25 protein-coding genes are annotated in these 26,824 nt (G+C 69.4%); 21 read left to right on the plus strand and 4 right to left on the minus strand.

Features of this window, described 5'->3' with window-relative positions:
• Positions 1-70: 70 nt before the first annotated feature.
• From KV203_RS05930 to proB, 5 genes are all read left to right on the plus strand, one after another.
• Positions 71-3,112 (plus strand): translation initiation factor IF-2 N-terminal domain-containing protein, encoded by a 3,042-nt coding sequence (locus KV203_RS05930; protein WP_066469111.1) that lies wholly within the window; start codon positions 71-73, stop codon positions 3,110-3,112.
• Between the two features lie 202 nt (positions 3,113-3,314).
• Positions 3,315-3,626 (plus strand): 50S ribosomal protein L21, encoded by a 312-nt coding sequence (rplU, locus tag KV203_RS05935; RefSeq protein WP_066469104.1) that lies wholly within the window; start codon positions 3,315-3,317, stop codon positions 3,624-3,626.
• Positions 3,627-3,671: 45 nt separating this feature from the next.
• A complete protein-coding gene (gene rpmA / locus KV203_RS05940; RefSeq protein ID WP_066469101.1) occupies positions 3,672-3,950 on the plus strand; it encodes a 50S ribosomal protein L27 in 279 nt (92 codons plus the stop codon).
• A 24-nt stretch (positions 3,951-3,974) separates the two neighbouring features.
• On the plus strand, positions 3,975-5,468 hold the full coding sequence (gene obgE, locus KV203_RS05945) for a GTPase ObgE (protein WP_066469099.1): 1,494 nt from the start codon (positions 3,975-3,977) through the stop codon (positions 5,466-5,468).
• Positions 5,465-6,589: a glutamate 5-kinase gene (gene proB, locus KV203_RS05950; protein ID WP_066469097.1), complete on the plus strand. Its 1,125-nt coding sequence runs from the start codon at positions 5,465-5,467 to the stop codon at positions 6,587-6,589. Before obgE ends, proB begins: the two co-directional genes overlap by 4 nt.
• On the opposite strand, the gene KV203_RS05955 is transcribed toward proB, so the two are convergent.
• Both KV203_RS05955 and KV203_RS05960 read right to left on the minus strand, forming a co-directional pair.
• On the minus strand, positions 6,573-7,298 hold the full coding sequence (locus tag KV203_RS05955; protein WP_066469095.1) for an ESX secretion-associated protein EspG: 726 nt from the start codon (positions 7,296-7,298) through the stop codon (positions 6,573-6,575). The genes proB and KV203_RS05955 overlap by 17 nt on opposite strands.
• An 83-nt stretch (positions 7,299-7,381) precedes the next feature.
• Positions 7,382-9,490, minus strand: coding sequence for a RecQ family ATP-dependent DNA helicase (locus KV203_RS05960; protein WP_066469091.1), 2,109 nt, complete (start codon positions 9,488-9,490; stop codon positions 7,382-7,384).
• 106 nt (positions 9,491-9,596) lie between these two features.
• Between KV203_RS05960 and KV203_RS05965 the strand changes: the two genes are divergently transcribed.
• The 5 genes from KV203_RS05965 to KV203_RS05985 are packed head-to-tail and all read left to right on the plus strand — an operon-like array spanning position 9,597 to position 14,199.
• The gene (locus KV203_RS05965; protein ID WP_066469089.1) at positions 9,597-9,806 is read left to right on the plus strand and encodes a hypothetical protein; all 210 of its coding nucleotides are present in this window, start codon (positions 9,597-9,599) and stop codon (positions 9,804-9,806) included.
• Positions 9,806-10,600 (plus strand): RDD family protein, encoded by a 795-nt coding sequence (locus KV203_RS05970; RefSeq protein WP_169797488.1) that lies wholly within the window; start codon positions 9,806-9,808, stop codon positions 10,598-10,600. Before KV203_RS05965 ends, KV203_RS05970 begins: the two co-directional genes overlap by 1 nt.
• A 31-nt stretch (positions 10,601-10,631) precedes the next feature.
• The gene (locus KV203_RS05975) at positions 10,632-11,891 is read left to right on the plus strand and encodes a glutamate-5-semialdehyde dehydrogenase (RefSeq protein ID WP_066469227.1); all 1,260 of its coding nucleotides are present in this window, start codon (positions 10,632-10,634) and stop codon (positions 11,889-11,891) included.
• The gene (locus KV203_RS05980) at positions 11,888-12,787 is read left to right on the plus strand and encodes an AAA family ATPase (RefSeq protein ID WP_246600617.1); all 900 of its coding nucleotides are present in this window, start codon (positions 11,888-11,890) and stop codon (positions 12,785-12,787) included. Before KV203_RS05975 ends, KV203_RS05980 begins: the two co-directional genes overlap by 4 nt.
• Positions 12,784-14,199, plus strand: coding sequence for a vWA domain-containing protein (locus KV203_RS05985; RefSeq protein WP_246600629.1), 1,416 nt, complete (start codon positions 12,784-12,786; stop codon positions 14,197-14,199). Before KV203_RS05980 ends, KV203_RS05985 begins: the two co-directional genes overlap by 4 nt.
• Before the next feature lie 314 nt (positions 14,200-14,513).
• Here the strand turns inward: KV203_RS05985 and KV203_RS05990 are convergent, their stop codons facing one another.
• The gene (locus tag KV203_RS05990) at positions 14,514-14,750 is read right to left on the minus strand and encodes a hypothetical protein (RefSeq protein WP_157079757.1); all 237 of its coding nucleotides are present in this window, start codon (positions 14,748-14,750) and stop codon (positions 14,514-14,516) included.
• Between the two features lie 19 nt (positions 14,751-14,769).
• Here KV203_RS05990 and KV203_RS05995 point away from each other — a divergent pair, with 19 nt between their 5' ends.
• From KV203_RS05995 to holA, 9 genes are all read left to right on the plus strand, one after another.
• Positions 14,770-16,083: a GGDEF domain-containing protein gene (locus KV203_RS05995; protein ID WP_157079756.1), complete on the plus strand. Its 1,314-nt coding sequence runs from the start codon at positions 14,770-14,772 to the stop codon at positions 16,081-16,083.
• Between the two features lie 99 nt (positions 16,084-16,182).
• Complete coding sequence (gene nadD / locus KV203_RS06000; RefSeq protein WP_066469076.1) at positions 16,183-16,839, plus strand: nicotinate-nucleotide adenylyltransferase; 657 nt, start codon at positions 16,183-16,185, stop codon at positions 16,837-16,839.
• Positions 16,836-17,213, plus strand: coding sequence for a ribosome silencing factor (gene rsfS / locus KV203_RS06005; protein WP_066469074.1), 378 nt, complete (start codon positions 16,836-16,838; stop codon positions 17,211-17,213). The genes nadD and rsfS overlap by 4 nt, the downstream gene beginning before the upstream one ends.
• Positions 17,206-17,856, plus strand: coding sequence for a histidine phosphatase family protein (locus tag KV203_RS06010; protein WP_066469072.1), 651 nt, complete (start codon positions 17,206-17,208; stop codon positions 17,854-17,856). The genes rsfS and KV203_RS06010 overlap by 8 nt, the downstream gene beginning before the upstream one ends.
• Positions 17,846-18,559, plus strand: coding sequence for a diglucosylglycerate octanoyltransferase (octT, locus tag KV203_RS06015; protein ID WP_066469070.1), 714 nt, complete (start codon positions 17,846-17,848; stop codon positions 18,557-18,559). Before KV203_RS06010 ends, octT begins: the two co-directional genes overlap by 11 nt.
• Position 18,560: 1 nt before the next feature.
• Positions 18,561-19,406, plus strand: coding sequence for a DegV family protein (locus tag KV203_RS06020; RefSeq protein WP_066469067.1), 846 nt, complete (start codon positions 18,561-18,563; stop codon positions 19,404-19,406).
• Between the two features lie 74 nt (positions 19,407-19,480).
• Positions 19,481-20,287: a ComEA family DNA-binding protein gene (locus KV203_RS06025; RefSeq protein WP_066469066.1), complete on the plus strand. Its 807-nt coding sequence runs from the start codon at positions 19,481-19,483 to the stop codon at positions 20,285-20,287.
• A complete protein-coding gene (locus KV203_RS06030; protein ID WP_083529944.1) occupies positions 20,284-22,680 on the plus strand; it encodes a DNA internalization-related competence protein ComEC/Rec2 in 2,397 nt (798 codons plus the stop codon). The genes KV203_RS06025 and KV203_RS06030 overlap by 4 nt, the downstream gene beginning before the upstream one ends.
• On the plus strand, positions 22,677-23,642 hold the full coding sequence (gene holA, locus KV203_RS06035; RefSeq protein WP_066469065.1) for a DNA polymerase III subunit delta: 966 nt from the start codon (positions 22,677-22,679) through the stop codon (positions 23,640-23,642). The genes KV203_RS06030 and holA overlap by 4 nt, the downstream gene beginning before the upstream one ends.
• A gap of 77 nt (positions 23,643-23,719) precedes the next feature.
• Here holA and rpsT read toward each other — a convergent pair whose 3' ends face one another.
• Positions 23,720-23,980 (minus strand): 30S ribosomal protein S20, encoded by a 261-nt coding sequence (rpsT, locus tag KV203_RS06040; protein WP_066469063.1) that lies wholly within the window; start codon positions 23,978-23,980, stop codon positions 23,720-23,722.
• A 333-nt stretch (positions 23,981-24,313) separates the two neighbouring features.
• Between rpsT and KV203_RS06045 the strand changes: the two genes are divergently transcribed.
• Positions 24,314-25,861, plus strand: a complete 1,548-nt coding sequence (locus tag KV203_RS06045) for a circularly permuted type 2 ATP-grasp protein (RefSeq protein ID WP_246600925.1) — start codon at positions 24,314-24,316, stop codon at positions 25,859-25,861.
• Complete coding sequence (locus KV203_RS06050) at positions 25,855-26,820, plus strand: alpha-E domain-containing protein (RefSeq protein ID WP_066469059.1); 966 nt, start codon at positions 25,855-25,857, stop codon at positions 26,818-26,820. The genes KV203_RS06045 and KV203_RS06050 overlap by 7 nt, the downstream gene beginning before the upstream one ends.
• Positions 26,821-26,824 lie beyond the last annotated feature (4 nt).

Below are 26,824 nucleotides of genomic sequence, written 5' to 3' on the forward strand. Positions count from 1 at the left end.
GCCCGATTCCACCACCCCACAACCTGCGGAGAGATCCGCATCCGGAGCGACGGACGACGACCTGACTGCGATGCCCGACCGCATCCGGGTCCATGCCCTGGCGAAACGCCTCGGGGTGACCAGCAAGCGCATTCTGGCCCAGTTGTCCGCGTTCGGTTCGGACGTGCGAAGTCCGTCGTCCAGCCTGGACCGGGTGGTGGCCGAGTCGGTCCGTGACGCGCTCGCCGAGCCGGTCGAGTCCGCTCCGGAGCCGGCGCCCGTGCCGGATCAGGAGGCTGCCCCGCCGAGCGTGGTCGCGGTGCAACTCTTCACCAGCCCGGCCGCGGAACCGCAACCGGAACCGGCTGTCTACCCCGTTCCCGAGGTAGTTGCGGCGCCGGTGTTCCTCCAGCCGGACATGGCTGCGGCCGAGGAAACCCGCCGTAGTCGGCGAGCGGAGCGACAGGCTCGCGCCGCCCGGGCGGCGGCGGAAGCCGAGGCGCCCGAGGTAGCGACCGGTGCGGACACCGGTCGAGGCGAGCGTGTCGACTCGGTGGACGACGGCTCCGACCCGGTCAAGTCGGACCCCGTGGAGTCCGACCCCGTTCAGTCCGATATCGACGAGCCCGACGAGCGAGTCGACACAGACGATCTGGATCAGGGTCCGCTCGACGACGGGGACGACGCAGACCCGGATGGTCGGAATGCGCCCCGCCGTCGGCGACGGGGCCGTCGTGGCCGCGGTCGTGGCCGTGGCGAGAAGGATCGGGCCGGCGACGGCGACACCGAGGTCGCCGGCGCCGACCTGGAAGCCGACCAGACGGAGTCGGCCGAGCCGGCCGGCGACGACGCGGCCGTGGAAGCCGACGAAGCCGAGCCCGAGGAGGCGCAGGCCGACGAGGCCGAGCCGGAAGAAGACGGGGGCGACGGCGCCACCCGTCGGCGTCGTCGTCGGCGTCGGCGTCGGGGCAGCGGCAGCGAGACGGCCGAAGAGTCCGGCGCCGAGGACGACCCGCCGAACACCGTGGTGCATGAACGCGAGCCCCGGAACAAGGGGCGCGCGAACCGTACCGCCGCTGCGTCCGACGAGGTGCAGGGGATCAGCGGGTCCACCAGGTTGGAAGCCAAACGGCAACGGCGGCGGGACGGCCGAGACGCGGGCCGACGACGCCCGCCGATTCTCAGCGAGGCCGAGTTCCTTGCTCGGCGTGAGGCCGTCGAGCGGGTCATGGTTGTCCGGGAGAAGAGTTTCGCCGGCACCGATCCGCACGCGCCGGTGGCGCCGATCACCCAGGTAGCGGTGCTGGAAGACAAGGTGCTGGTCGAGCACTTCGTAACCAGCACCGGCCAGGCGTCGATGGTCGGCAACGTCTACCTCGGCCGAGTGCAGAACGTGCTCCCGAGCATGGAAGCGGCCTTCGTCGACATCGGCCGCGGGCGCAACGGGGTGCTGTACGCCGGCGAGGTGAACTGGGAGGCCGCCGGGCTGGGTGGCAAAGAGCGCAAGATCGAGCAGGCGTTGCGTCCGGGCGACCAGGTGTTGGTCCAGGTCAGTAAAGATCCGATAGGTCACAAGGGTGCCCGACTGACCACCCAGATCAGTCTGGCCGGTCGTTTCCTGGTTTACGTGCCGGGTGGCACGTCGACCGGGATCAGCCGGAAACTGCCCGACACCGAGCGCAAACGGCTCAAGGAGATTCTGCGCGAGATCGTGCCGGCCGACGCCGGCGTGATCATCCGCACCGCGTCGGAAGGCGTCAGCGAGGCGGAACTGACTCGTGACGTCGAGCGGCTGCAAGAACGGTGGGCGACGATCTCCGAAGCGGCCGCAGCCGCGGGCAAGGGCAATCCCAAGACGCTCTACGAGGAGCCGGACCTGCTGGTCAAGGTCGTGCGTGATCTGTTCAACGAGGACTTTGCCAAGCTGGTGATCGAAGGCGAGCAAGCCTGGGTGACCGTCGAGTCGTACGTTCGTGGGGTTGCGCCGGATATGCTGGACCGGCTGGAGCGCTACACCTCGGCCGGCGAGCTGGACGTGTTCGGCGCACACCGGATCGACGAACAGCTGGCGAAGGCGCTGGATCGCAAGGTGTGGTTGCCGTCCGGTGGCACGTTGGTGATCGACCGGACCGAGGCGATGACCGTCGTCGACGTGAATACCGGCAAGTTCACCGGCGCCGGCGGCAATCTGGAGGAGACGGTCACCCGGAACAACCTGGAGGCGGCCGAAGAGATCGTGCGGCAGATGCGGCTGCGCGATATCGGCGGGATGATCGTCGTCGACTTCATCGACATGGTGCTGGAATCCAATCGAGCGCTCGTATTGCGCCGGCTCACCGAATGCCTCGGTCGGGATCGGACCCGCCATCAGGTGTCGGAGGTGACCTCGCTGGGCTTGGTCCAGATGACCCGGAAGAAACTGGGTACCGGGCTGGTCGAGGCGTTTTCCACGACCTGCGAGCACTGCCACGGGCGCGGCATCGTGGTGCACAGCTATCCGGTGGAAAGCGGTGGCGAGGAATCGAGTGGGCGCGCTGCCGGCCGAGCCGAATCCGGCGGACGGCGTCGTCGTGGCCGCGACCGGAGCGCCGCCGCCGAACCGCCACCGCCAGTCGCCGCAACCGATGTGGATGCGTCGGTGAAGCGGGCGCATCCGGTGGCGCTGGCCATGGCCGCCGGTCACGAGTTGCCGGACGGCGTCGTTCCGGAGGATGTCGTTCTGGAGGATGTCGTTTCCGACGGCGACCCGATCCGCCCGGCGGCGGTGGCGACCGATAACGCGGGGTTCGATACCGACGCGTCCGATACCGGGGACGGAGGTGTCGAGGTGCCCGACGTTGCGGCGACGGAGCCTGCGGATACCGCCGAACCGGTCGTCACGGATTCGGTGACCGCTACCGGGTCGATGGCTGCGGAGACGCCGCAGCGGTCCGGTCGGCGACGTCGGGTGTCTCGCTCGGCGGCCGCGCCGACCGCAGCGAACGGCGCCGGTACCGTCTTCGTGGTTTCCGCGGACGCTCCGCCGCCACGGCCGATTCTCGTCGAGATCGATGCCGAGCCGGTATTGGCACGTCGGCCGCGGCGCCGGGCGGCCGGCAGGCCGGCCGGGCCACCGGTGGATGTGCAGACGTGAGGGCGGGTTTGACCATGGGCCGCGGGGTCCCGTAGTCTGGCCCGGTCGCCGGGTGGCGGCATAGCTTTGCCGCGCCTGAGACGCGTGGCGCATGTAGGGTGTAGTACCCGCCGAGCCGTGTGAGTACGGCTTGGTTAGCGGGCGCCCGGCGTGCGAAATACAGAGTTGGTACGAGCGTTTCGAGGAAGAGGGTAGCCGTCCGATGGCAACGTACGCGATCGTCAAGACCGGCGGAAAGCAGTACAAGGTCGAGGTCGGTGACCTGGTCGAGGTCGAGAAGATCGACGGTGATCCGGGCACCTCGGTCGAGCTGACCCCGGTGCTCGTCGTCGACGAGTCGTTGCTGACCACGGGCGCGGACGCGCTGGCCAAGGTCACCGTGACCGGTGAGGTCGTCGAGCATACGAAGGGCCCGAAGATTCGGATCCACAAGTTCAAGAACAAGACCGGCTACCACAAGCGGCAGGGACACCGGCAGAAGCTGACCGTTCTGAAGGTGACCGGCATCCGCTGATCTTCGGGGCCCCAAGACGACCAAGACATTGAATGGAGTTCGATCGTGGCACACAAGAAGGGCGCATCGAGTTCGCGGAACGGGCGGGACTCGAATTCCCAGCGGCTCGGTGTGAAGCGGTTCGGTGGCCAGGTGGTCAACGCCGGTGAGATCCTGGTCCGCCAGCGTGGCACTCATTTCCACCCCGGTGTGAACGTCGGCCGGGGCGGCGACGATACGCTGTTCGCGCTGTCCGCCGGCGCCGTGCAGTTCGGCACCAAGCGTGGCCGGAAGACCGTCAACATCGTTCCGGCGGAGGCGACTCCGGTCGAGGTGTCGGCCTGATCCGGCTGCCCGGGTAGCTCGACCATGTCGCGCTTCATCGACCGGGTGGTGCTGCACGTCACCGCCGGCAAGGGTGGAAACGGTTGTGCTTCGGTGCACCGGGAGAAGTTCAAGCCGCTCGGCGGGCCGGACGGCGGCAACGGCGGTAACGGCGGCGCGATCGTGCTTCAAGTCGATCCCGGCGTACACACGTTGCTCGATTTTCACTACCATCCACGCGCGAAAGCCGGTAACGGCAAGCAGGGGATGGGAAGCAATCGGGATGGCGCCAACGGCTCCGACCTGGTGTTGATGGTGCCGAACGGTACGGTCGTGCTCAATCACGGCGGGCGGATACTGGCCGACCTGGTCGGTCCGGGGACACGTTTCGAGGCCGCGGCCGGCGGGCGGGGCGGGCTCGGGAACGCGGCGTTGGCCTCGCGCGCGCGCAAGGCACCCGGCTTTGCCCTGCTCGGTGAGCCCGGCGAAGAGCGCGACCTCGTGCTGGAGCTCAAGTCCGTCGCCGACGTCGGACTGGTGGGATTCCCGTCGGCGGGCAAGTCGTCGCTGGTCTCCGCATTGTCGGCGGCCAAGCCGAAGATCGCCGACTATCCGTTCACTACCTTGGCCCCTAACCTCGGCGTGGTGTCGGCGGGTGACGAGACGTTCACGATTGCCGATGTACCCGGCCTGATCCCGGGCGCGGCGCAGGGTCGGGGTCTGGGGTTGGACTTCCTGCGCCATCTGGAGCGCTGTGCGGTTCTGGCGCACGTGGTGGATTGCGCAACCCTGGAGCCGGGTCGGGACCCGCTGTCCGACGTGGATGCGCTGGAGGCAGAGTTGGCGGCCTACCACCCGGCGCTCGACGCCGATGCGGGGCTCGGCGATCTTGCCGACCGGCCGCGCGTCGTCATCTTGAACAAGATCGACGTTCCGGCCGCCGCCGAGTTGGCCGACCTGGTTGCGGCCGATCTCCGCGCTCGCGGCCTGCCGGTTTTCGAGGTGTCGGCGGCCAGCCACGCGGGATTGCGGGCACTGACCTTCGCGCTCGCAGCGTTGGTTCGGGAGTACCGGCTATCCCGTCCCGAACCAGCCCGACGACGTCCGGTGATCCGTCCGGTTCCGGCTGAGGCGAGCAGTTTCCGCATCGTCGCCGACCCGGACGTCGCAGGTGGCTACATCGTGCGCGGCGTCCGTCCGGAACGCTGGGTTCGGCAGACCCAGTTCGACAACGACGAGGCTGTGGGCTACCTGGCCGACCGGCTCGCTCGGCTCGGGGTGGAGGACGCACTGGTGCGGCTCGGCGCCGAACCCGGCTGTGCGGTGACCATCGGTGAGGTCACCTTCGATTGGGAGCCACAGACCCCGGCGGGGGTCGATGTAGTTCGCACCGGTCGAGGTACCGACGCCCGGATCGACCAGTCGGAGCGGATCACTGCCGCCGAACGGAAGCACGCCAGCCGGGTGCGGCGTGGTTTGGTCGAGTCCGATCCGCCGGACCCGGGCCGGGACGACTCCCCGGGAGACGAATCCGCGTGAGCTCAGCGAACTCCGCGACCCGAACGGCCGTGGCGTCCGCCCGCAGTATCGTCGTGAAGATCGGTTCGGCGGCGTTGACCAGCCTGACCGGGGGACTCGATACCGACCGGCTGGATCGGCTCGCCGATGCGTTGGAAACCCGGATGCGGGCCGGTTCCGACGTGGTGGTGGTCTCGTCCGGGGCGATCGGCGCCGGGCTGGCGCCGCTCGGGCTCAGCCAACGTCCACGCGATCTGGCCACAAAACAGGCCGCCGCAAGCGTCGGGCAGCTTGCTCTGGCGCACGCCTGGGGGACGTCGTTCGCGCGGTACGGCCGGGTCGTCGGCCAGGTGTTGTTGTCTGCCGACGACTTCGCCCGCCGGGAGCACCACCGCAACGCGCAGCGCACGCTCGACCGGCTCCGCGCGCTGGGCGCGGTGGCGGTGGTCAACGAGAACGACACGGTCGCTACCGAGGAGATCCGGTTCGGCGACAACGACCGGTTGGCCGCGCTGGTATCGCACCTGGTCGGTGCCGACGCACTGGTTTTGTTGTCCGACGTCGACGGACTGTACGACGGCGATCCGCGGCGCGGCGACGCGCAGCGGATCCGCGAGGTGGCGGTAGATGCCGATCTGAGCTCGATCACCGTCGGTGCCGGTGGTGTGCTCGGCACCGGGGGGATGATCTCGAAGCTGTCTGCGGCCCGGCTCGCGGCGGCTGCCGGGGTTCCGGTGCTGCTCGCCGCGGCCCAGGCCGCCGATCAGGCACTCGGTGCGGCGCAGGTCGGTACTGCGTTCGCGGCCGGGTCGGAACGGATGAGCGCGCGGCGATTCTGGGTTCGGCACGCCGCGGACAGCCGCGGCGCACTGGTGCTCGATGCCGGTGCGGTAGCCGCCATCGCTCGCCGCCGCCGGTCCCTGCTGGCCGCCGGGATAACCGCGGTGCGTGGCGATTTCAACGGTGGCGACGTGGTGGACCTGGTCGGGCCGGACGAGGTTGTGGTCGCCCGCGGAATCGTCGAATACGACAGCGCAGAACTGGCCGACATGCTCGGCCGCTCCACCGGTGACCTGCCCGAGGGGCTGCGCCGTGCGGTCGTGCATGCCGACGACCTCGTCGGTCTCAGCGCCGCCCGGTGAGCGCTTGCTGTAGGTAATCGGCGATGTTCTCGCTGGATACCGGCGCGATCCGGACTGCGCCATCGGTGCGGATCAGATACCGGCCGTCCCGCACGACATCCACCCACGACAGGTATTGCGGTGGATCCGGCTGAGTCGTACGCAGACCGGTCTCGATTCGGATGTGCCCCTCCGCAGTTCGGGGCGCGGACAATACCCGTCGGGCTTGTCGACTGGTCGACGGTGCGCGGGTGGATCCGGCACCGAGGGGACTCTCGCCGGCGAGGGCAGCTCCGGGCTCGACCGACCGGCCGGCGCGGCCACGCGCGGCCGGGGGCAGGATGGCGACCGCTCGTGCCGCCAACCGATCGGCCGGGCAGCTGTGGAGCCGGATGATTCCGCCGAACTCGGCGGCGATCCCCGGCTGTTGGACCAGCAGGGCCGCCCGATCGGCGGCCAGCGCGCCGTGGATGCGGATCCGGGCGGCCTCGTCGTCGGTTCGCCCGCCGATCGCGACGAGGCGCGCATCCGGCCGTGCGATCAACTCGAGCGCGCCGGTCAACGCCTGGTCCGCGCCGGTCGGTAGGCGTTGTGCGATTGCTTCGTGCAGCCGCACGGTCTCGGGCTCGGTGCGTGCAGACTCGACCACTCGGATCGGATACGGGTACTCGACGGCTCCGGTTTCCAGCCAGACGTGTGCGAACTCGTCCAGGGTGAACGACCAGCTCATCTGAAATCGCTCCCCTTCCGTCGATCGAGCCGGTAACCCGAATAGATAATACCGACCGGATGGTCTTTATGTCCTCCCGCTAACTATTTGGGTATCGTCAGCGCAAACGGGAGCACGGCGTCCACACCGACGGTGCGCAATTCGTGCGCGGCAACGGTGTAGGTCCAGCCGGTATCGGTACGGTCGGTGAGCAGCAGGAGCGGGCCGGTGTGCTCGCTCAGGTCCGGCAGGTCCCAGCTGCCGACCAGGCCGGCCACCCGGTAGGCCGAGTTGGCAGCCGACACCGGAGGATGGCCGGGGCGGCGGGGCAGCGTGCCCAGGTCGGTCAGCCGACCGAGTTCGGCAAGGTGCGCGGCCAGGCTCTGCATCAGCTGTGGGTGGGTCGCCGACTCCAGCGTGAGCACCGCGGTCGGTCGCTGCGCCCAGTCCCAATCCCGCAGTACCGCGACGCATCCCCGCACCACCGGTTCCGGCGCTGTGAGATCCGGACCGTCGAGCAGCGCACGCAGACGCGGGCCCCAGCCGAGATCTGCCAGCCGGCCGAGCGCGCGGCCGGCTTCGGGACCGGTGGTGATCCGGCCTGCCAGCGCCACGCCGAGGCGGTCCATTCCGGTCGGCCAGAGCTTGCGGGGCGGGAGTGGGACGCCTGGTCGCGCCAGGCGGGCGCGGGTGGCGGTGAGATCGGCGGTGTCGACATCTACCGGGCGGCGCCGGCCGGCGCAGTTGTCGCAGCGGCCACACCGATAGTTCCGGTCCAGCGCCGGATCGTCGAGTTGGCTGCGCAGGAACACCATCCGGCAACCGGTCGTGTTCTGGTAGTCCAGCATCGCCTGCTGTTCGCGCCCCCGCGCGTCGTCCAGCCGGCGGTACCGGTCGGCGTCGTAGGTCCAGTCTCGCCCGGTCGACAGCCAGCCGCCGCGCACCCGACGCACCGCGCCGTCGACATCGAGCACCTTGAGCACCGTCTCCAATCGGGTCCGGTTCAGCTCGACGGCCGGCTCGAGTGCCGCGGTGGAGCGCGGACGTTCGGTATCCAGCGCTGCGATAACACTGCGCACCAGGTGTTCTCGGGGGAACGCCACCGACGCGAACCAACTCCAGATGCGCTGGTCCTCCGGCCCGGGCAGCAAGATCACCTCGGCTCGGTCGGTGGCCCGGCCGGCGCGGCCGACCTGCTGGTAGTAGGCGATCGGCGAGGATGGTGCGCCGAGGTGTACGACGAAGCCGAGGTTCGGCTTGTCGAACCCCATGCCCAATGCCGAGGTCGCCACCAGCGCTTTGACCTCGTCGGCGAGCAGAGCCTGCTCCAACGCCGCACGTTCGGCGCTGTCGGTCTGCCCGGTGTAGGCGGCGACCCGATGACCGTGTGCGGCTAACAGTTCGGCGAGATCCTGGGCCGCGGATACGGTGAGCGTGTAGATGATTCCGGAGCCGGGAAGTTCGGCGAGATGCGTCGCGAGCCAGGTCGCCCGCACCACGGCGTCGTCGATCCGGACGACGTCGAGGTGCAGCGACTCCCGGTCCAGCGAGCCGCGCAGCATCAGCGTTTCGTTGTTCACTCCGATCTGGGCCGCCACATCGGAGACGACCCGATCGTTCGCGGTCGCCGTGGTAGCCAGAACCGGCACGTCGTCACCCAGGTCGGCGATCAGCGTGCGGATCCGTCGGTAGTCCGGCCGGAAGTCGTGCCCCCAGTCGGAAATACAGTGAGCTTCGTCGATCACCACCAGGCCGGCGTCGGCGGCTAACGCAGGGAGGACTTGATCCCGGAAATCGGGATTGTTCAGCCGTTCCGGACTGACCAGCAACACGTCGACCGTTCCGGCGCGGACCTGCTCGTGGATCTCGTCCCACTCGGTCATGTTACCGGAGTTGATCGTTGCCGCTACGACGCCCGCTCGCTCGGCCGCCGCGACCTGGTTACGCATCAGGGCGAGCAGCGGCGAGATGATGACCGCCGGTCCGCCGCCGGCGTTGCGCAGCAGCTTGGCCGCGATGAAGTAGACCGCGGACTTGCCCCAGCCGGTGCGCTGCACCACCAGAGCGCGGCGCCGATGCCGGACCAGCGCTTCGATCGCGGTCCACTGGTCGGGGCGCAGCACCGCGTCCGGGCCAGCCAGGTCGCGCAGCAGGGCGTCGGCGGCGCCGCGCAGTTCGTCGGCGGGGTGGGGGAGGGCGGTCACCCGGCCCATCCTGCCCCGCGGTACCGACAGCCTCGCTGTACCTGCTGAATTAATCCGTTCGGCTTATTGCCCGCCCAGGCGGGGGCGGTTCACTTCCATCGTGGGTTTTCTCGAAATGCTGATCGAGATCGCCGATCGGTTCGGCCCCGAGGACCAGTCCCGCCGCGGCTGGTTCCGCTGGTCGTTGAAGCTGCTCGCGGTCATGCTCGTACTGGCCGCGGCAGTCGTATGGCTGTTCTTTGCCAATCCGCTTCCGTTCATCGTCCTTGCGGTGGTCCTCGTCGTGCCGGTTCTGTTCGGTTTCCTGGCCGATTTGGTGAGCTGATGACGGGCGCAATGGCGGTGCGGACCGCCGAACCGGTCGGGTTCCGGCGGGTCGCCGCCCGATCGATCGATATCGGGCTGGCCCTCGGCGTGGCCGCAGTGATCGTGGCGATATCCCATTGGCGGATCACCGAGCTGATCACCACCTGGCCGGAGTATGCGGAACTCGGGGTCCGGGGGGCGCTCGGGTGGGAAGGCGAGGTGATCGAGACCGGGCGGGTGGTCGGTCTGCAGGCGCTCGACGACGTTCGGCAGATCGTCGTCCAGGGTTTTGTCGCACTCGTCGTCGTGGTCCTGGCCTACCATCTGACCGCGCTGCTCTGGCGGGATCGCACGCTCGGACACCTCGTGCTGGATCTCCGGGTTCGCGACGCGGTCTCGGCCGGGCTGGGCCGCAGTCGCGCGGTGCGGCGGGCGCTGACGAGCGCCGTGCTCGACATCGGCGTATACGTCGCAGCCTGGTTGGCGCTGGTCAGCGGTCGGTTCGTGCTCGGCGCGACGCTGTGGGTGATCGCCGTCGCGGTATTGCTGATCGACGCGATGCTCGCTTGTGGACCGGCCCATCGGTCGCTGACCGATCGGCTCAGCGGCACCGCGGTCGAGCGAGCCGATCTGCACCGACGGTCACTGGCACTGGTCCGGGACGGTGCCGCTCCCGTCGCCAGGCAATCTGTGGTGGTAAGTGCCGATGCCGCGCGCCGCGCGCTCGACTCGGGAACCGGACGGCGCGCCCGGGCCGCCGGAGCCCGGCTCGGCAACCGACTGGCCGACGGCTACCGCAACCGATCGCGGTAGCGGCGCCGCGGCGGCCGATACCCTGGACGCCATGACGACCACGGTGCAGCCGGATCTGCGTGAGCTGGTGCACGCTGCCGCACGCCGGGCCCGAGTGGCGGCTCGGACACTGGCCCGGATGACCACGGCGGAGAAGGATGCTGTGTTGCATGCCGCCGCGGAGGCGGTGCTCGCGGCCGCTCCCACGGTGCTGGCGGCGAACGCCGAGGACGTGACGGCCGCCGCTGCGGCGGGCACCGAGGACTCGCTGCTGGACCGGCTGCGGCTCACCGACGCCCGGATCGACGGGATCGCCGGCGGGCTCCGCCAGGTGGCCGGGTTGCCCGATCCGATCGGCGATGTCCTGCGCGGCTCGACTCTGCCGAACGGCCTGGAACTGCGCCAGGTCCGGGTACCGCTCGGGGTGGTCGGCATCGTCTACGAGGCCCGCCCCAACGTGACCGTCGACGCATTCGGGCTGGCACTCAAGTCCGGCAACGCCGTGCTGCTGCGCGGATCGTCCTCGGCTGCGCGGTCCAATGCCGCGCTGGTCGACGTGCTTCGCCAGGCGTTGGCCGAGCAGGGCGCGCCGGCCGACGCGGTGCAGTTGTTGCCCAGTGCCGACCGCGCCGGCGTCACTCATCTGATCCAGGCCCGCGGTCTGGTCGACGTGGTGATCCCGCGGGGCGGGGCCGGACTGATTGCCGCCGTCGTCCGTGACGCGCAGGTGCCGACGATCGAGACCGGGACCGGCAACTGTCACGTCTACGTGCACTCCGCCGCCGATCTCGACATGGCCGAGGCGATTCTGATCAACTCCAAGACCCGCCGCCCGAGCGTGTGCAACACCGCGGAGACGGTGCTTGTCGATCGGGCGATCGCCGAGGTCGCCGTGCCGCGCCTGCTCGCTGTGCTGGGTGACCAGGGGGTGACCGTGCACGGCGATCTACCCGGTCTGGTCGCGGCGACCGATGCCGACTGGGCCGAGGAGTATCTGTCGCTCGACATCGCGTTGAAGGTGGTGGACGGCATCGACCAGGCGATCGAGCACATCGACCACTGGGGAACCGGGCATACCGAAGCGATCGTCACCGCCGATCTGGCGGCGGCGCGTGAGTTCACCGCACGGGTGGACGCCGCCGCGGTGATGGTGAACGCCTCGACCGCATTCACCGACGGCGAGCAGTTCGGGTTCGGCGCCGAGATCGGCATCTCGACCCAGAAGCTGCATGCTCGCGGCCCGATGGGGCTGCCGGAGCTCACCTCGACGAAATGGATCGTGTGGGGCGACGGACAGGTCCGGCCGGCGTGAGGCGCGCCCCAGAACGCATTCCTGCGTTCGACTCGGTGGACGACGTGCGTGCCCGGCTGGCCGGCACCGGATACATCGCCGACACCGGCACCGCGACCGCGGTGTTCCTGGCCGACCGGCTCGGCAAGCCGCTGTTGGTCGAGGGCCCGGCCGGAGTGGGCAAAACCGAGCTGGCCCGGGCGGTAGCGCAGGCGACCGGGGCGGAGCTGATCCGGTTGCAGTGCTACGAGGGGATCGACGAGGCGCGGGCGCTGTACGAATGGAATCACGCCAAGCAGATTCTCCGAATTCAGGCCGGCACCGGGAACGCGCGCAACGGTACGGCGGATACCTGGGCCGAGACCGAGCAGGACGTCTTCGCCGAGGACTTTCTGCTCTCGCGACCGTTGCTGACGGCGATCCGGCGGCCCGACCCGACCGTGTTGCTGATCGACGAGACGGACAAGGCCGACGCCGAGATCGAAGGCCTGTTGCTGGAGGTGCTGTCCGATTTCACGGTCACCGTGCCCGAGCTCGGCACGATTGTGGCGACCCGGCGGCCGTTCGTCCTGCTCACCTCCAATGCGACCCGGGAGCTGTCGGAGGCGTTGAAGCGGCGCTGCCTGTTCCTGCACATCGACTTTCCGGACGAGGCCGTGGAGCGGCAGATCCTGGCCGCTCGGGTACCCGAGTTGCCGGATGCGATTGCCGCGCAGCTCACCCGGGTGGTTGCGGTGCTTCGCGGCATGCAGCTGAAGAAGCTGCCTTCGGTGGCGGAAACCATCGACTGGGCCCGCACGCTACTCGCCCTCGGCCTGGATCGGGTGGATCGTGATGCTGTCGAGTCCACCCTGGGCGTGGTGCTCAAGTACCGCTCCGATCAGGAGCGAGCGTTGGCCGAGCTGAAATTGCAGTGACACCGCTGCCGTCTGCCGGCCTGCCGGAGCACCTGGTCGGCTTCGTCGAAGCGCTCCGGGATCGGGGTATTCCGGTCGGTCCGTCGGAGACGGTCGACGCCGGGCACGTGCTGGCGGTGCTGGACCTGCTGGACCGGGAGTCGGTGCGAGCCGGGTTGGCCTGCGCGCTGCTGCGCCGGCCGGCCGATCGCCCGACCTTCGACGGGCTGTTCGACCTCTGGTTTCCGCTCGGAATCGGAGCCCGTACCGCCGAGTCGGCCGATCCGACCCTGCCGCGGCGGGTGGACGGGACGGTCGACATCCCGGCATTGCGCGGACTGATCGCCGAGTTGCTCGGTGTCGATGCGGCGGAGCAACAGGCGCTGGCCGCGCAGCTGGTCGACCAGCTCGGCCGGTACGAGTCGGCGAACGGTCCGTCGTTTTCGGCGTATCAAGCGCTGCGCGAGGTGCAGCTCGACTCGCTGGTCACCCGGGTGATGGCGGCGATGATCGGGGGCCGCCGGGGTTCGGGCGACGACGAGCCGGATCCGAACGATCTCGGCGACGAGGTCGATCGGCGGCTTGCCCGGCAGCGCATCGCGAACTTCCGCGACCAGGTGCAGGCCGAAACCCGGCGCCGTTCGGCCGAGCGACAGGGTCGCGAGCGGGTCGCCGGCTACGGGGTGCCCAAGCGGCCGGACGAGGTCGATTTCCTCCGGGCAACCGAGGTGGAGATGGCCCGGTTACGGCGGACCGTGCCAGCCCTCGCACGGCTGCTGGCCAGTCGGTTGGCGGTGCGCCGACGTCGGGCCCGGGCCGGCGAGATCGACTTACGTCGCACGTTGCGCGCCTCGATGTCCACCGGTGGCGTGCCGATCGACCTGGTCCGGCGCAAGCCGCCGATCGGCCGGCCCGACCTGGTGGTGTTGTGCGACGTATCGGGCTCGGTCGCGGGGTTCTCCCAGTTCACGATGCTGCTGGTGAGTGCTCTGCGCGAACAGTTCACCCGGGTGCGGATCTTCGCCTTCGTCGACACCACCGACGAGGTAACCCGATATTTCGACCCCGGTGCCGACCTCGCGGGCGCAATGGCGCGGATGTTCGCGGACGCCGCGCTGATCCGCTACGACGGGCATTCTGACTACGGCAATGCGCTCGACGTCTTCGAGCGGGACTGGCCTGATGCCGCGACGGCGCGGTCGTCGCTGTTGATCCTCGGCGACGCTCGGACGAACTATCGCGATCCCCGGCTCGACATCCTCGCCGCGGTGGTGCAGCGGGTGAAGCAGGCGCACTGGCTGAATCCGGAGCCGCAGCGGCTGTGGGGCTCGGGTGACTCGGCGGCATTGCGGTACCGCGACGTCATCGCGATGCACGAGTGCCGGACCGCGGCTCAACTGACCACGATCGTCGGAAATCTGCTGCCGGTGTGACTTATTGGTCACTCCGTCCCGGAAAAGTTGGCTGATAGAACGCTGATCGGCCGACCAGGCCGAAATGCCCGGACGGGCGGTACCGGAATAATGCTTATACGCGCAGAAATATGACCGTTAATAGGTAAATTACGGACCGCGCGTCGACAAAAATCGGAACATACGGTTGGGTCGGTTTTCTCATCGATTCGGCTGGTCCGGGGCATAACTGAGTGATCGGCGTGTCGGATGCCCCCACTTTGGGGGGCAATCGCGCGATTCCGGGTAAAGTAAAGAACCGCAGCCGACGTATGCGGTTGCGGAAATGTTGCCAATTAGCTGGCTCGCGCGTAGTGCGTCAGGGGGCTCGGATCGAAGTAGTCGTCGGCGAAGCGGCCGGGTTCGGTCGGAATTGGTGGCACGGGATCGATGAGGGTGAACATGACGATGCGTGCGCGGCCACTGCCGGCATGGGTCGTTGCCGTGCCTGCTGTAGTCACGGTAGTCGCGCTTGTCGTGCATCTGTGCGCCCAGTCGCGCGGGGTGACCACGGCGGCGACGATTTCGGTCATCGGGGTCAGTGTGGCTTCGGTGATCTTCGGGATGGTGCACTACCGGCCGAAGGCCCGCGTCGGCTGGATGTTCAGCATCGCCGCGCTGCTGCTGTGCCTGGCCGGCTATCTCGCCCGGGGGCAGACCCAGCTCTTCGAATTGCAGGACAGTCCGGTGCCGGACATCCTCACTGCCAGCGCGTACGCCGCTCTGTTCGGCAGTCTGATCGGTTTTGTCCGACCACACCGCTGCGGGTGGACCGCCGACCACTTTCTGGATATCGCACTGGTCGCGGTCTGCGGTCTGCTGGCGTCCTGGACAATGCTGAGCTGGCCGGTTCTCGCGAACGCCGCCCAGGTCGGGCCGAACGAAGTGGTGATGGCCGTCTATCCGATGCTGGACACGGTGCTGGTCGCGGTGTTGATGCATTGGATGCTCACCCGGGAACCGCAGGGGATCGCCCTGACCATGGTGGAAACCGGCGTAGGCATGGTGATTCTCTGTGATCTGGCGGTCTCCTTGGACACCGCCGGACTGACCCGGCTGGGTGATCGGTACGCGCTGGTGCCGTTCTTCATCGGACTCGGTCTGTTCGGTGTGGCCGCCCTACACCCGACCATGGTCAAGATCGGCGCACACGTGGACTATCTCGAACGATCCCGACATCGTGCGATCGTGATCGGGGTGGTGCTGATCGTCGCCGCCGCGGTGCCGCCGGTCCGGCTGTCCGCCGACGGGTTCGACCGCTGGGTCATCGCCGGATTGCTCGCACTGTTGCTGCTGACCCTGTTGGCCCGGAGCGAGCGGAGCCGGCAGCGCGAGATCCGGGCACAGCACCTGGCTGACCACGACGCGCTCACCGGTCTGCCGAATCGGTCTGCGCTGCTGCGCTCGCTCTCCGCGCAGCCGGCAACGGTGAGCGTGCTGTTCATCGATCTGGACGACTTCAAGGCGGTCAACGATCGGTACGGACACGAGGCCGGTGACGACCTGCTGGTCGAGGTGGGTGCGCGACTGCGTGCGTCGTTGCGCCGAAGCGACACGCTCGGCCGGTACGGCGGGGACGAGTTCGTGGTGGTGGCCCCGGTCGATCGGGCGGATGCGCTGGTCCTGGCCGACCGGATGCGGGCTCAACTTGCTGCCCCGTTCGTGCTTCGGGACGGGTCCCGGTTGGCGGTCTCGGCGAGTATCGGAATCGCCACCTCGGCAGCGGGGCTGACCCGGGACAACCTCGTTCGGTATGCCGATCGGGCAATGTACGCGGTCAAGGCAAGCCGGCGCGCGGGGGTGGCCGCCTACGACCTGGAACGCTATCCGGACCGATCCGGCCCGACCTGGGTGTCCATCGGCTGACCGGCTCCGCTGCGGCCGTCCGGGCGCTCGGGTCGGTGCCGCGCCGTAAGCTGCTCAGTCGTGACGCGACCGAATGCAGCCGGACCTCGGCTCGGCGTGATGGGCGGGACGTTCGACCCGATCCATCACGGCCACCTGGTCGCGGCCAGCGAAGTGGCCCACCGATTCGGCCTCGACGAGGTGATCTTCGTGCCGACCGGCCGGCCCTGGCAAAAGGACGGCCGGCATGTCAGCTCCGCCGAAGATCGCTACCTGATGACGGTGATCGCGACCGCATCGAACCCCCGATTTTCGGTGAGTCGGGCCGACATCGATCGGGACGGGCCGACCTACACCGTGGATACACTGCGAGAATTGGGCAGTCAGCATCCCACCGCCCAGTTGTACTTCATCACCGGGGCCGACGCGCTGGCCAGTATCTTGTCTTGGCAGGATTGGCCGGAGTTGTTCGATCTCGCGAAGTTCGTCGGCGTCTCGCGACCCGGCTACGAGCTCGGCATCCGGCATCTGGAGGAGTACCTGCGGGATTACCCGGATCGGGCGGTGACGCTGATCGAGGTTCCGGCATTGGCCATCTCCTCGACCGAATGCCGGCGGCGCGCCGCGGAGCACCGGCCGGTGTGGTACCTCGTGCCGGATGGGGTCGTGCAGTACATCTCCAAGCGCCGGCTCTACGCCGGCTACGACGATGCCGGCCGGCCAGGGGATCCGGCAGTCTCGGCGCCGGTCGTCGAGCGGACGAAAGGTGACGTGTGAGTGCTTCGGCGGAGGCGATCGAGCTCGCCCGGATCGCGGCGGCGGCGGCCGACGCGAAGTTGGCCAACGACGTCGTGATTCTGGACGTGTCCGAGCAATTGGTGATCACCGACTGCTTCGTGATCGCCTCGGCGCCGAACGAACGACAGGTCAACGCCATCGTCGACAACGTCGAGGATCAGTTGCTCCGGGCCGGCCACAAGCCGGTTCGCCGGGAGGGTGCGCGGGAGGGTCGTTGGGCGTTGCTGGACTTCGTCGACGTCGTCGTGCACGTACAGCATCAGGACGAACGCAACTTCTACGCCTTGGAACGACTCTGGAAAGATTGCCCGGTGATCCCGGTGGCCCCGGTGGACGGACCCGCACGTGGCTGATCGCCGACGTCAGCTGGTGCTGTTACGGCACGGGCAGACCGAGTGGAATGCAGCCGACCGGATGCAAGGACAGTCCGACACCGATCTCACCGATCTGGGCCGGACCCAGGCCAAGGAGGCCGCGCGATTGCTGGCGTCGCTGGAGCCACTGGCGATCGTGTCGTCCGATCTGCGTCGTGCGGTCGACACGGCGGCTGAGCTCGCGGTGTCCACCGGAGTCTCGGTCGAGTTGGATCCGCGGCTGCGCGAAACCGACCTCGGCGACTGGCAAGGACTCGATCACCGCCAGGTGGATCGCGACTATCCGGGGGCCCGCACCGCGTGGCGAGCCGATCCGCGCATTGCTCCGCCGGGTGGGGAGTGCCGAGTCGAGGTGGCTGATCGGATGCTGCCGGTGGTCGCGGATCTCCTGGTGCAGCGGCCGGACTGGCCCGGCCGGGTGATCGTGCTGGTATCGCACGGTGGTGCGATCAGCGCACTGACCACCGCGCTGCTCGGGCTGCCACTGGACAACTGGCCGGCGCTGGGGGGGCTGGCCAATGCGAGTTGGGTGCAACTGAGCCAGATCGTCGACGAGGCGAGGCCGCGCTGGCGGCTGGACGTGTGGAATGCCTCGGCCCGGGTGGCCACCGATGTCGGGTGACACCCGCCCGGTGCTGTTGGTCCTGGCCGATTCGCTTGCCTATTACGGTCCGGCCGGTGGGTTGCCCGCCGACCACCCGCAGATCTGGCCCAACTTGGTCGGCGCGGAGTTCGGTTGGGATGTCGAGCTGATCGGCCGGATCGGCTGGACCTGTCGGGACGCGTACTGGGCGCTTACCCAGGACCCGCGGGTGTGGTCGGCGGTGCCTCGCGCCGCGGCCGTGGTGTTCGCCGTCGGCGGAATGGATTCGCTGCCGTCCCCGCTGCCGACCGCGCTGCGCGAGCAGATCCGCTATCTGCGGCCACCGTCGGTGCGGCGTGCTGTGCGTTCGGCCTACGGCTGGGTACAGCCGCGGCTGTCCCGGGTGGGGTGGCCGGTCGCGCTGCCGCCGCGGCTGTCCGCGGCGTATCTGGAGAAGTCGCGCGCCGCGTTGGCCTATCTCCGGCCGGAGCTGCCGATGATCGCGTCGCTGCCGGCGGTCCACATCTGCGACGAGTACGCGCGAGTGCACACCGGTCGGGCGCCGACTGTCCGCGCGATGACCGCGTGGTCGGCGCGCTCCGGCGTCCCCCTGGTCGACCTCGGTGCGGCGGTCGGGGAGCATATCCGCAGCGGTGCCGGCAATCCGGACGGAATCCACTGGGGTTGGGCCGGGCACGCCGCGGTGGCAGCCGCGGTCGGTGCCCGGCTACGGGAGATCTGAATTGGCTGTGGCCGTCGTCACCGATTCGTCCACCGGCCTGCCGACGGAGTTGGTCGCGGCGCTGGGTATCAAGGTGGTTCCGCTGCATGTCCGGGTCGGCGCTCGCGAGCTGCGGGAAGGCGTCGACGACATGCCCGCGGACCTGGCGCATCGCTCGGTGACCACGTCCGCGGCGTCGCCGGGTGAGCTGCAGGCCGCTTACGAGCAGGCCGCGCACGGCGCCGACGGGGTTGTTGCGGTGCATCTTTCGCGGTACCTGTCCGGTACCTTCGACGCTGCACGAACGGCGGCTGCGGCGACTGCCGGACCGGTACGAGTGGTGGATTCGGCCAGTGCCGGGATGGGAACCGGGTTCGGCGCGCTTGCCGCTGCGCGGGTTGCGCACGGCGGCGGGACGGTCGAGGAGGTGACCGCGGCCGCGGTTCGGGTGGCCGAACGGGCGCGATGTCTGTTGGTGGTCGATCGGCTCGAGCAACTTCGCCGCGGCGGTCGGATAAGTACCGCCGCGACGATATTCGGTACCGGACTGGTGAGTCGGCCGCTGCTGCAGCTGGTCGACGGCCGACTGGTGCTGAAAGAGAAGGCCCGGACCGCGTCGAAGGTGCTGGCCAAGCTGTCGGATACCGCGACTCGGCTGGCCGGCACGGGCGGCGCAGCAGTCGCGGTGCAGCACTTGGACGCGCCGGAGCGGGCCGCCGAGCTCGGTCGGGCTTTGCAGGAGCGGGTGCCGTTGCTCGACGAGTTCGTGGTGACCGAATTCGGCCCCACTCTCGGGGTGCACCTCGGTTCCGGCGCGCTCGGCGCCGTGGTGGTGCCGGGTGGCGCCGGGGTTGTCCACATGGGCTGATTCGTCCACAGCTCGGCCCCCACGGTTCGGCCGGAGCGGTGGGCGCGACCGGTCGCGGGTTTAGCGTCCCGGACATGGGCGAGCGCGACGGATACGAGCGGGTGCGGCACCGGCTGGGAGTACTCGCCGGTGAACCGGCCGAGCGGGACCGACCGGACGAACCACACCCGGCGCCGGATCCTGGATCGCCGGCTCGGTGGATCCCGGAGCGGTTGCGGTCGGCCAGGATCCACCCTGGCCGGCGCGGCGCTGCGGTGCTCGTCGTGATCGGGCTGCTCGCCGCCGGTCTTGCGATGATCGTGGTGTGGCGCGATCGGCCGGTGGCAGCGCCGCTTCCGCCGCTCCCCGCGGTGCCGACAGATGTGCTCGACGACGGCGCGGTCGGTTCGACCGCACCGGTGACTACGTCGCCGACGCCGGCCGAGCTGGTGGTGAGTGTCGTCGGTCAGGTCCAGCGCGCCGGGCTGGTTCGGCTACCGCCCGGAGCGCGGGTGGCGGACGCGCTGGCCGCGGCCGGTGGCCCGATTCCCGGGGCCGATACGACGGGGGTCAATCTGGCGCAGCGGGTGGACGACGGCCAACAGATTGTGGTCGGCGGGCCGACGGGATCGAGTTCGGTCGGCGGGCCGACAGGGTCCGGTTCGGTCGGCGGGCCGATGGGGGCGAGTTCGGTCGCCCCGACCGGAGCCGGCCGGGTAAGCCTGAACCGGGCCGACGAGCAGGAGCTGGATGCCTTACCCGGAGTCGGGCCGGTCACCGCTCAGGCGATCATCACCTGGCGGGATCGGCACGGCCGGTTCACCGACGTCGAGCAACTCGGTGAAGTCGACGGAATCGGGCCGGCTCGGCTGGCCAAGTTACGCGAGCTGGTCACACTGTGACCGGCTCGACCGGCTCGACCGGCTCGGCCGGCTCGGCCGGCTCGACCGGCGTCGATCGACAACTCGACCTGCGACTGTGCCCGGCGGCCGGGCTGGCGTGGGCGGTGACGGTGATCGGTATCCAGTGGGGCTGGCGCGCGGCCGGCGGGGCCGCACTGGTGTTGCTCGTCGTCGCGGCCGCGGCGCTGCGACCGGGCCGGGCCCGCTGCGTCCCGGTAGTGGCTGCTGCGTTGCTCGGCGCGGGTTTCGCGGTGGCGATCGGGTGCCACGCGTACGCGGTGCAGCACCACCCGCTGGCCGGCCGAGCCGGCGAAGTGGTGCGCGTGAGCATCGTGCTCACCGACGATCCGCGACTGCTCCCGGGCGCCGGATTCGGCAGTCCGCGGGTGCTGGTCCGAGCCCGGCTGGTCAGCGTTGCGCAGGGCGGCGAGGTGATGCGAGCGCCGGGTGCGGTCACCGTGCTGGCGCCGGCCCGGGAGTGGGTCGAACTGTTGCCGGGTCAGCAGGCGGAGGTCCGCGGTACCTTGCTCCAGCCGCGCCGCCCGGATCTCACCGTCGCGACGATCGGTGTCGACGACCCCGTCCAGCTTGTCGGGGAGCCGCCGTGGTGGCAGCGTGCGGCCGGGTCGGTCCGGGCGGATTTCGCGGCGGCTGCGCAGCAGGCGGTTCCGGGCGATCGAGCTGCGCTGCTCCCCGGCTTGGTAATCGGGGACACCAGCCGGATTCCGGCCGAGGTGCGCGCGGCCTTCGTCGCTGCCGGGCTATCGCACCTTACCGCGGTCAGCGGGGCCAATGTCTCGATCTTGGTCGGCGCCGTGTTGTTACTGGTCCGGCTGGCGACTCTCGGTCCGCGCGCCGGTGCGGCGATCGCGGCGCTGGCTCTGATCGCCTTCGTCGTGTTGGCGCGGCCGTCGCCGAGCGTGTTGCGGGCCGCGCTGATGGGCGCGGTCGGGCTGCTCGCGTTGGTCACCGGCCGGCGGCGCCAGGCATTGCCGGCGTTGGCGACAGCGGTGATCGCGCTGCTGGCGATCCAGCCGGCGCTCGCGGTCGACGCCGGTTTTGCGCTGTCGGTACTGGCCACGGCGGGTCTGATCGTGCTGGCGCCGGGGTGGGCGCGTCGGCTCGTCGAGGCCGGGTGGCCGCGCGGGCTCGCCGAGGCGACCGGTATTGCGGGTGCGGCGTTCGTGGTGACCACGCCGGTAGTGGTCGGGTTGGCCGGCACGGTGAACCCGTTGTCGATACTCGCCAACCTGCTCGTCGCGCCGGTGGTGGCACCGGTCACCGTGATCGGGGCCGCGGCCGCCGCGCTGTCCGCGGTGTGGTTACCAGCGGGGGTATTCCTCGCGCGATTCACCGGTCCGATGCTCTGGTGGTTGCTGGAGGTGGCCGATCGTGTTGCGGCGGTACCTGCGAGCGCGCTGACGCCGCCGGGCGGCGCCGTTGCCGCGGGCGTCGTGGTCCTGGTCGGCTTGTATCTGTGCCGGTGGCGTTCGGTGCGCCGGAGCCTGACCGCCGGGCTGATCGGTGCCGCGTCGGTGTTGCTGCCGGTGCAGTGCGGGAATCCGTACTGGCCACCGCCCGGTTGGGCGCTGATCGCCTGTGACGTCGGCCAGGGGGACGGCGTCGTGCTGGCGGCGGGCGATGCCGGCGCCGTCGTCGTCGACGCCGGTCCCGAACCCGGACCGATCCGGGCCTGTCTGGATCGGCTCGGCGTCCATCGAATCGCGCTGGTGATCTTGACTCACCTGCATGCCGACCACATCGGCGGCCTCGCCGGGGTGCTCCGCGGTCGATCGGTGGGCGCGGTTGCCGTTTCGCCGGCGCCGGCCCCGGCGTCGGCGCTGCGCTCGGTACGAGCGACGGTTACGGGGCAACAGGTGCGGTTGGTCGAGCTGCCGGTCGGGCGTACGTTCACCGTCGGTTCGATCCGGCTGCAGGTCCTCGGCCCGCTGCTGCCGGCCCCCCGCGACAGCGCGGACGCCGATGCCGCAGCCAACGATCGGTCGGTGGTGCTCGGTGTGGGTACCACCGCCGGGCGGATTCTGCTCGCCGGCGACGCCGAGCAGGCCGCCCAGCAGGCACTGCTCCGGTCTGCAGCACCGTTGCGCGCCGATGTGCTGAAGGTGCCGCACCACGGCTCGAGGACCAGCTCGTCCGAGTTCTTCGCGGCGGTGCGGCCGCGGGTTGCGCTGATCAGCGTCGGCGCGGACAACCAGTTCGGTCATCCGGACTCGACCGTGGTCGAAGAACTCACCCGGTTGGGTGCCGTGGTCCGGCGAACCGACCGCGGCGGTGACATCGCGGTCGTCGGTGGGGACGTGCCGACCGTGGTCACCCGGCGGGCCGGTGGCGACTCGGCGCTACCGGCTGCGACTCGTAGGATCGGGGAGTGAGCACACGTCCGGCCCCGGTGCATCTGGTTCTCGGCGACGAAGAACTCCTGGTCGAGCGATCGGTCGCCGGCATCGTGGCTGCGGTGCGGGCGGTGTCGGCCGATCCGGCCGCGTTGCCGGTGGACCGGGTGCGAGCGGGCGATATCACGGCGACCGAGCTGGTCGAGCTGGTCAGCCCGTCGCTGTTCGCCGAAGATCGGGTCGTGGTCTTCGAGGCCGCCGGGGACGCGGGCAAGGACGCGGTCGCGGTGCTGCAGGATGCGGTCGCCGCCCCGCCGGACGGTGCAGTGCTGGTGATCCAGCATTCCGGGGGTGGTCGGGCAAAGGCGCTGGCAGGTGTCGTCCGCAAGGCCGGCGCCGAAGAGCACGACTGTCGACGGGTGACCAAAGCAGCGGAGCGGGCGGATTTCGTCCGCGCCGAGTTCCGCGCAGCCGGGGTGCGAGTCTCGGTGGACGTCGTCCAGGCGGTGCTCGACGCTATCGGCTCCGACCTGCGGGAACTGGCGGCAGCGTGCTCGCAACTGGTCGCCGATACCGGTGGCCGGATCGACGTCGCCGCGGTGCGCCGGTACTACTCCGGCCGCGCCGAGGTATCCGGTTTCGAGGTCGCCGATCTGGTGTTGGCCGGCGAGCGGGAGCGGGCGATGGAGGCACTGCGCTGGGCAACCTTACGCGGGGTTCCGCCGGTCTTGCTCGCCGACGCCCTGGCAGATGGGGTGCTGACAATCGCGCGGGTCGGCTCCGCCGGTCGCGGCGATCCGTTCGGACTGGCATCGAGCTTGGGGATGCCGCCGTGGAAGGTGAAGCGAGCGCAGGCGCAAGCTCGGCGGTGGACGCCGCAGTCGATCGGTGCGGCGTTGGCGATCGTGGCCGAACTCAACGCCGACGTCAAAGGCCAGGCGGTGGACGCCGACTACGCGGTCGAGAACGCGGTGCAGCGAGTGCTGGCGATTCGCGGTTGAGCGCGCCGCTGCACCGTGCGGTCAGCGGCGGCGTGTCGTAACCGCAGTCGTCTACGACGGCTCGGCGCTGGGCGAACTCAGAGCTTGTTCAGGGCGAGTGCCAGCGCCGACTTCTTGTTCGCGGCCTGGTTCTTGTGGATCACACCCTTGCTGGCCGCCTTGTCCAGCTTCCGACTCGCCACCAGGAGCAACTCGCCGGCCTTGGTCTTGTCGCCGGCATCGGCGGCTTCGCGGAACGAACGGATCGACGTACGCAGCGCCGACTTGACCGACTGATTGCGCTTGCGGCGCTCCTCGTTGGTGCGAATCCGCTTGATCTGAGACTTGATATTGGCCACGCGTTGCTCGTCCTGTTCCTGGGCTCGGGCTGGTCGGGTTTGTTCGAGAACTCTCGGGACACCGTCGGTCCCCCGGCGCGGCGTTCACCGACCGTCGAGGATACCAGTCGCTCACCTCGGCCCCCAAAACACGGCCCGGGGCGCGGGCCGCGGTGCGAAACGATCGCGTCCCGGTCGGCGCGGACAGCCCTGGTGTAGCAGGATTTCTTTATGACCCGCTCAATCGTTTCTCGGTCGACCCGGCGCGCGGCGAGGCCTCCCGCAGGCCACCGCGCCGACGCGCGGGTATTCGATCAGTACGAGTCCGGCCCCTACGTCGACGCATTCGACGAGATGTTCGATGCCGACGGCAAGGTTCGCACTCCGTATCGGGGCATATACGACGCCTTGTCGCCGATCGCGGTGGAGGATCTCGCCGCTCGTTCGGAGGCGCTGGGCCGCGCATTCATCGACCAGGGGATCACCTTCTCGCTGTCCGGCAAAGAGCGGCCGTTTCCGCTGGATCTGGTGCCCCGGGTGATCGCGGCCGCCGAGTGGGCCAAGCTGGAGCGCGGGATCAAGCAGCGGGTTCGGGCGTTGGAGTTGTTCCTCGCCGACATATACGACGAGCAACACATTCTTCGGGACGGCGTCATCCCCAAACGGCTGGTTACCTCGTGTGAGCATTTTCACCGTGAAGCCGCCGGTCTCGCACCGCCGAACGGGGTCCGAATCCACGTTGCCGGGATCGATCTGGTTCGCGACGAGAACGGCGTGTTCCGGGTGTTGGAGGACAACCTGCGCTCGCCGTCGGGCGTCTCCTACGTGATGGAGAACCGCAGCACGATGGCGCGGGTCTTCCCGGATCTGTTCACCTCGAACCGGGTCCGTGCCGTCGGTGACTACGCCACCCATCTGTTGCGGGCGCTGCGCGCGTCGGCCGCGCCGAACGAGGCCGACCCGACGGTGGTGGTGCTCACTCCGGGGGTGTACAACTCGGCGTACTTCGAGCATTCGCTGCTGGCGCGGCAGATGGGTGTCGAGCTGGTCGAGGGCCGGGACCTGTTCTGCCGGGACAACGTGGTGTACATGCGGACCACCGAGGGCGAGCGCCAGGTGGATGTGATCTACCGTCGGCTCGACGACGAGTACCTCGACCCGATGCACTTCCGACCGGATTCGGTGCTCGGCGTGGCGGGGGTGCTGAATGCGGCACGGGCCGGCAACGTGGTGATCTCCAGCGCGGTCGGTAACGGCGTGGGGGACGACAAACTGGTCTACACCTACGTGCCCACCATCATCGAGTACTACCTGGGTGAGAAGGCGATGCTGCCCAACGTGGACACGTTGCGTTGCTGGTTGGACGACGAACGTATCCAGGTGCTGGATCGCATCGAAGAGCTGGTGATCAAGCCGGTCGAAGGCTCGGGCGGGTACGGGATCGTCTTCGGGCCGGATGCGACTCCCCGTGAGCTGGACGCGACGCGCCGCAAGATCAAGGCCGATCCCCGCGGGTGGATCGCCCAGCCGGTGGTGCAGCTGTCCACGGTGCCGACCAAGATCGGCGCTCAGTTGGCGCCGCGGCACGTGGATCTGCGGCCGTTCGCGGTCAACGACGGCGACGACGTGTGGGTGTTGCCCGGCGGGCTGACCCGGGTCGCCCTGCCCGAGGGTTCGCTCGTGGTCAATTCGAGCCAGGGTGGGGGCAGCAAGGATACCTGGGTGCTCGCCACCCGGGCGTCGGTCGGAGCCCGGGAACTCGCCGGTGAGGAACTGGTCAGCGAGCCGCCGAAGGGTGATCGTCCGGAGGTCGGCCGGGAGCTCACTGCCTTGCAGGCCCACCAGCAGCAGCAACAGCAGCAGCAATCGGCTCGTGGCGACTCGGGTGTGGCATCGTGCTAGCCCGTAATGCCGAATCGTTGTACTGGATCGGCCGCTACGTCGAGCGAGCCGACGACACCGCCCGGATCCTGGACGTCGCTGTGCATCACCTGCTCGAGGACGCTACCGTCGATCCGGATCGAACCTCCCGAGTACTGCTGCGAGTGCTCGGGATAGACCCGCCGTCCGGTGCCCTGGACGTGTGGTCGGTCACCGACCTGGTTGCTTTCGGCCGGGACAACGATGCCTCCATCGTGGCGGCGATCAGCGCAGCGCGGGAGAACGCCCGCGGCGCCCGGGAGGTCACCTCCGGCGAGATGTGGGAATGCCTGAACGCAACCTTCAACGGTCTGCCGGATCGGGAGCGGGCGGCTCGTCGGCTCGGCCCGCACGAGTTCTTCCGATTCATCAAGGAGCGGGCGGCGATGTTCGCCGGGCTGTCCGACTCGACGCTGTCGCGCGACGACGGTTACCGATTCCTGCTGTTGGGCCGCTCGTTGGAACGCGTCGACATGACCGTCCGACTGTTGCTGTCGCGGGCCGGGGATCGGATGTCGTCGCCGGCCTGGGTGACCTTGCTGCGATCGGCCGGCGGTCACGACACCTACCTGCGCACCTATCGCGGCGCGATGGACGCCCACCTGGTCGCCGAGTTCATCCTGCTCGACCGGCTCTTTCCGCGGTCGGTGTTCCATTCGGTCCGGCTCGCCGAGACATGTCTGCAGGAGCTGGACCAGCGTCCGGACAGTCGCGTCGGGGCCCGGGCCGAGGCGCAGCGATTGCTCGGCCGCGCTCGCAGCGAGCTGGAGTTCCTGCCGCCGGGCGCGTTGTTGGAGGACCTGCAGGACCGGCTACTGGCCCTGCAGCTGATCTGCCGAGAGGTCGGCGAGGCGATCGCATTGCAGTATTTCCACGCTTCGCCGTGGGTGGCCTGGACCGATGCCGCCGCGCCGGCCGACGTCGTCGAGGGTGAGGAATGAGTCG

It is taken from the genome of Skermania piniformis (genome assembly GCF_019285775.1).
Classification (GTDB): Bacteria; Actinomycetota; Actinomycetes; order Mycobacteriales; family Mycobacteriaceae; genus Skermania; species Skermania pinensis.

Excerpts from the sequence above, each read along its gene's own strand:
- KV203_RS05930 (WP_066469111.1), top strand. The coding sequence starts at position 71 with ATGCCCGACCGCATCCGGGTCCATGCCCTGGCGAAACGCCTCGGGGTG.
- rplU (WP_066469104.1), top strand. The coding sequence starts at position 3,315 with ATGGCAACGTACGCGATCGTCAAGACCGGCGGAAAGCAGTACAAGGTC.
- obgE (WP_066469099.1), top strand. The coding sequence starts at position 3,975 with ATGTCGCGCTTCATCGACCGGGTGGTGCTGCACGTCACCGCCGGCAAG.
- KV203_RS05955 (WP_066469095.1), bottom strand. The coding sequence starts at position 7,298 with ATGAGCTGGTCGTTCACCCTGGACGAGTTCGCACACGTCTGGCTGGAA.
- KV203_RS05960 (WP_066469091.1), bottom strand. The coding sequence starts at position 9,490 with ATGGGCCGGGTGACCGCCCTCCCCCACCCCGCCGACGAACTGCGCGGC.
- KV203_RS05965 (WP_066469089.1), top strand. The coding sequence starts at position 9,597 with ATGCTGATCGAGATCGCCGATCGGTTCGGCCCCGAGGACCAGTCCCGC.
- KV203_RS05970 (WP_169797488.1), top strand. The coding sequence starts at position 9,806 with ATGACGGGCGCAATGGCGGTGCGGACCGCCGAACCGGTCGGGTTCCGG.
- KV203_RS05975 (WP_066469227.1), top strand. The coding sequence starts at position 10,632 with ATGACGACCACGGTGCAGCCGGATCTGCGTGAGCTGGTGCACGCTGCC.
- KV203_RS05990 (WP_157079757.1), bottom strand. The coding sequence starts at position 14,750 with ATGACCGAAATCGTCGCCGCCGTGGTCACCCCGCGCGACTGGGCGCAC.
- nadD (WP_066469076.1), top strand. The coding sequence starts at position 16,183 with ATGGGCGGGACGTTCGACCCGATCCATCACGGCCACCTGGTCGCGGCC.
- octT (WP_066469070.1), top strand. The coding sequence starts at position 17,846 with ATGTCGGGTGACACCCGCCCGGTGCTGTTGGTCCTGGCCGATTCGCTT.
- KV203_RS06025 (WP_066469066.1), top strand. The coding sequence starts at position 19,481 with ATGGGCGAGCGCGACGGATACGAGCGGGTGCGGCACCGGCTGGGAGTA.
- KV203_RS06045 (WP_246600925.1), top strand. The coding sequence starts at position 24,314 with ATGTTCGATGCCGACGGCAAGGTTCGCACTCCGTATCGGGGCATATAC.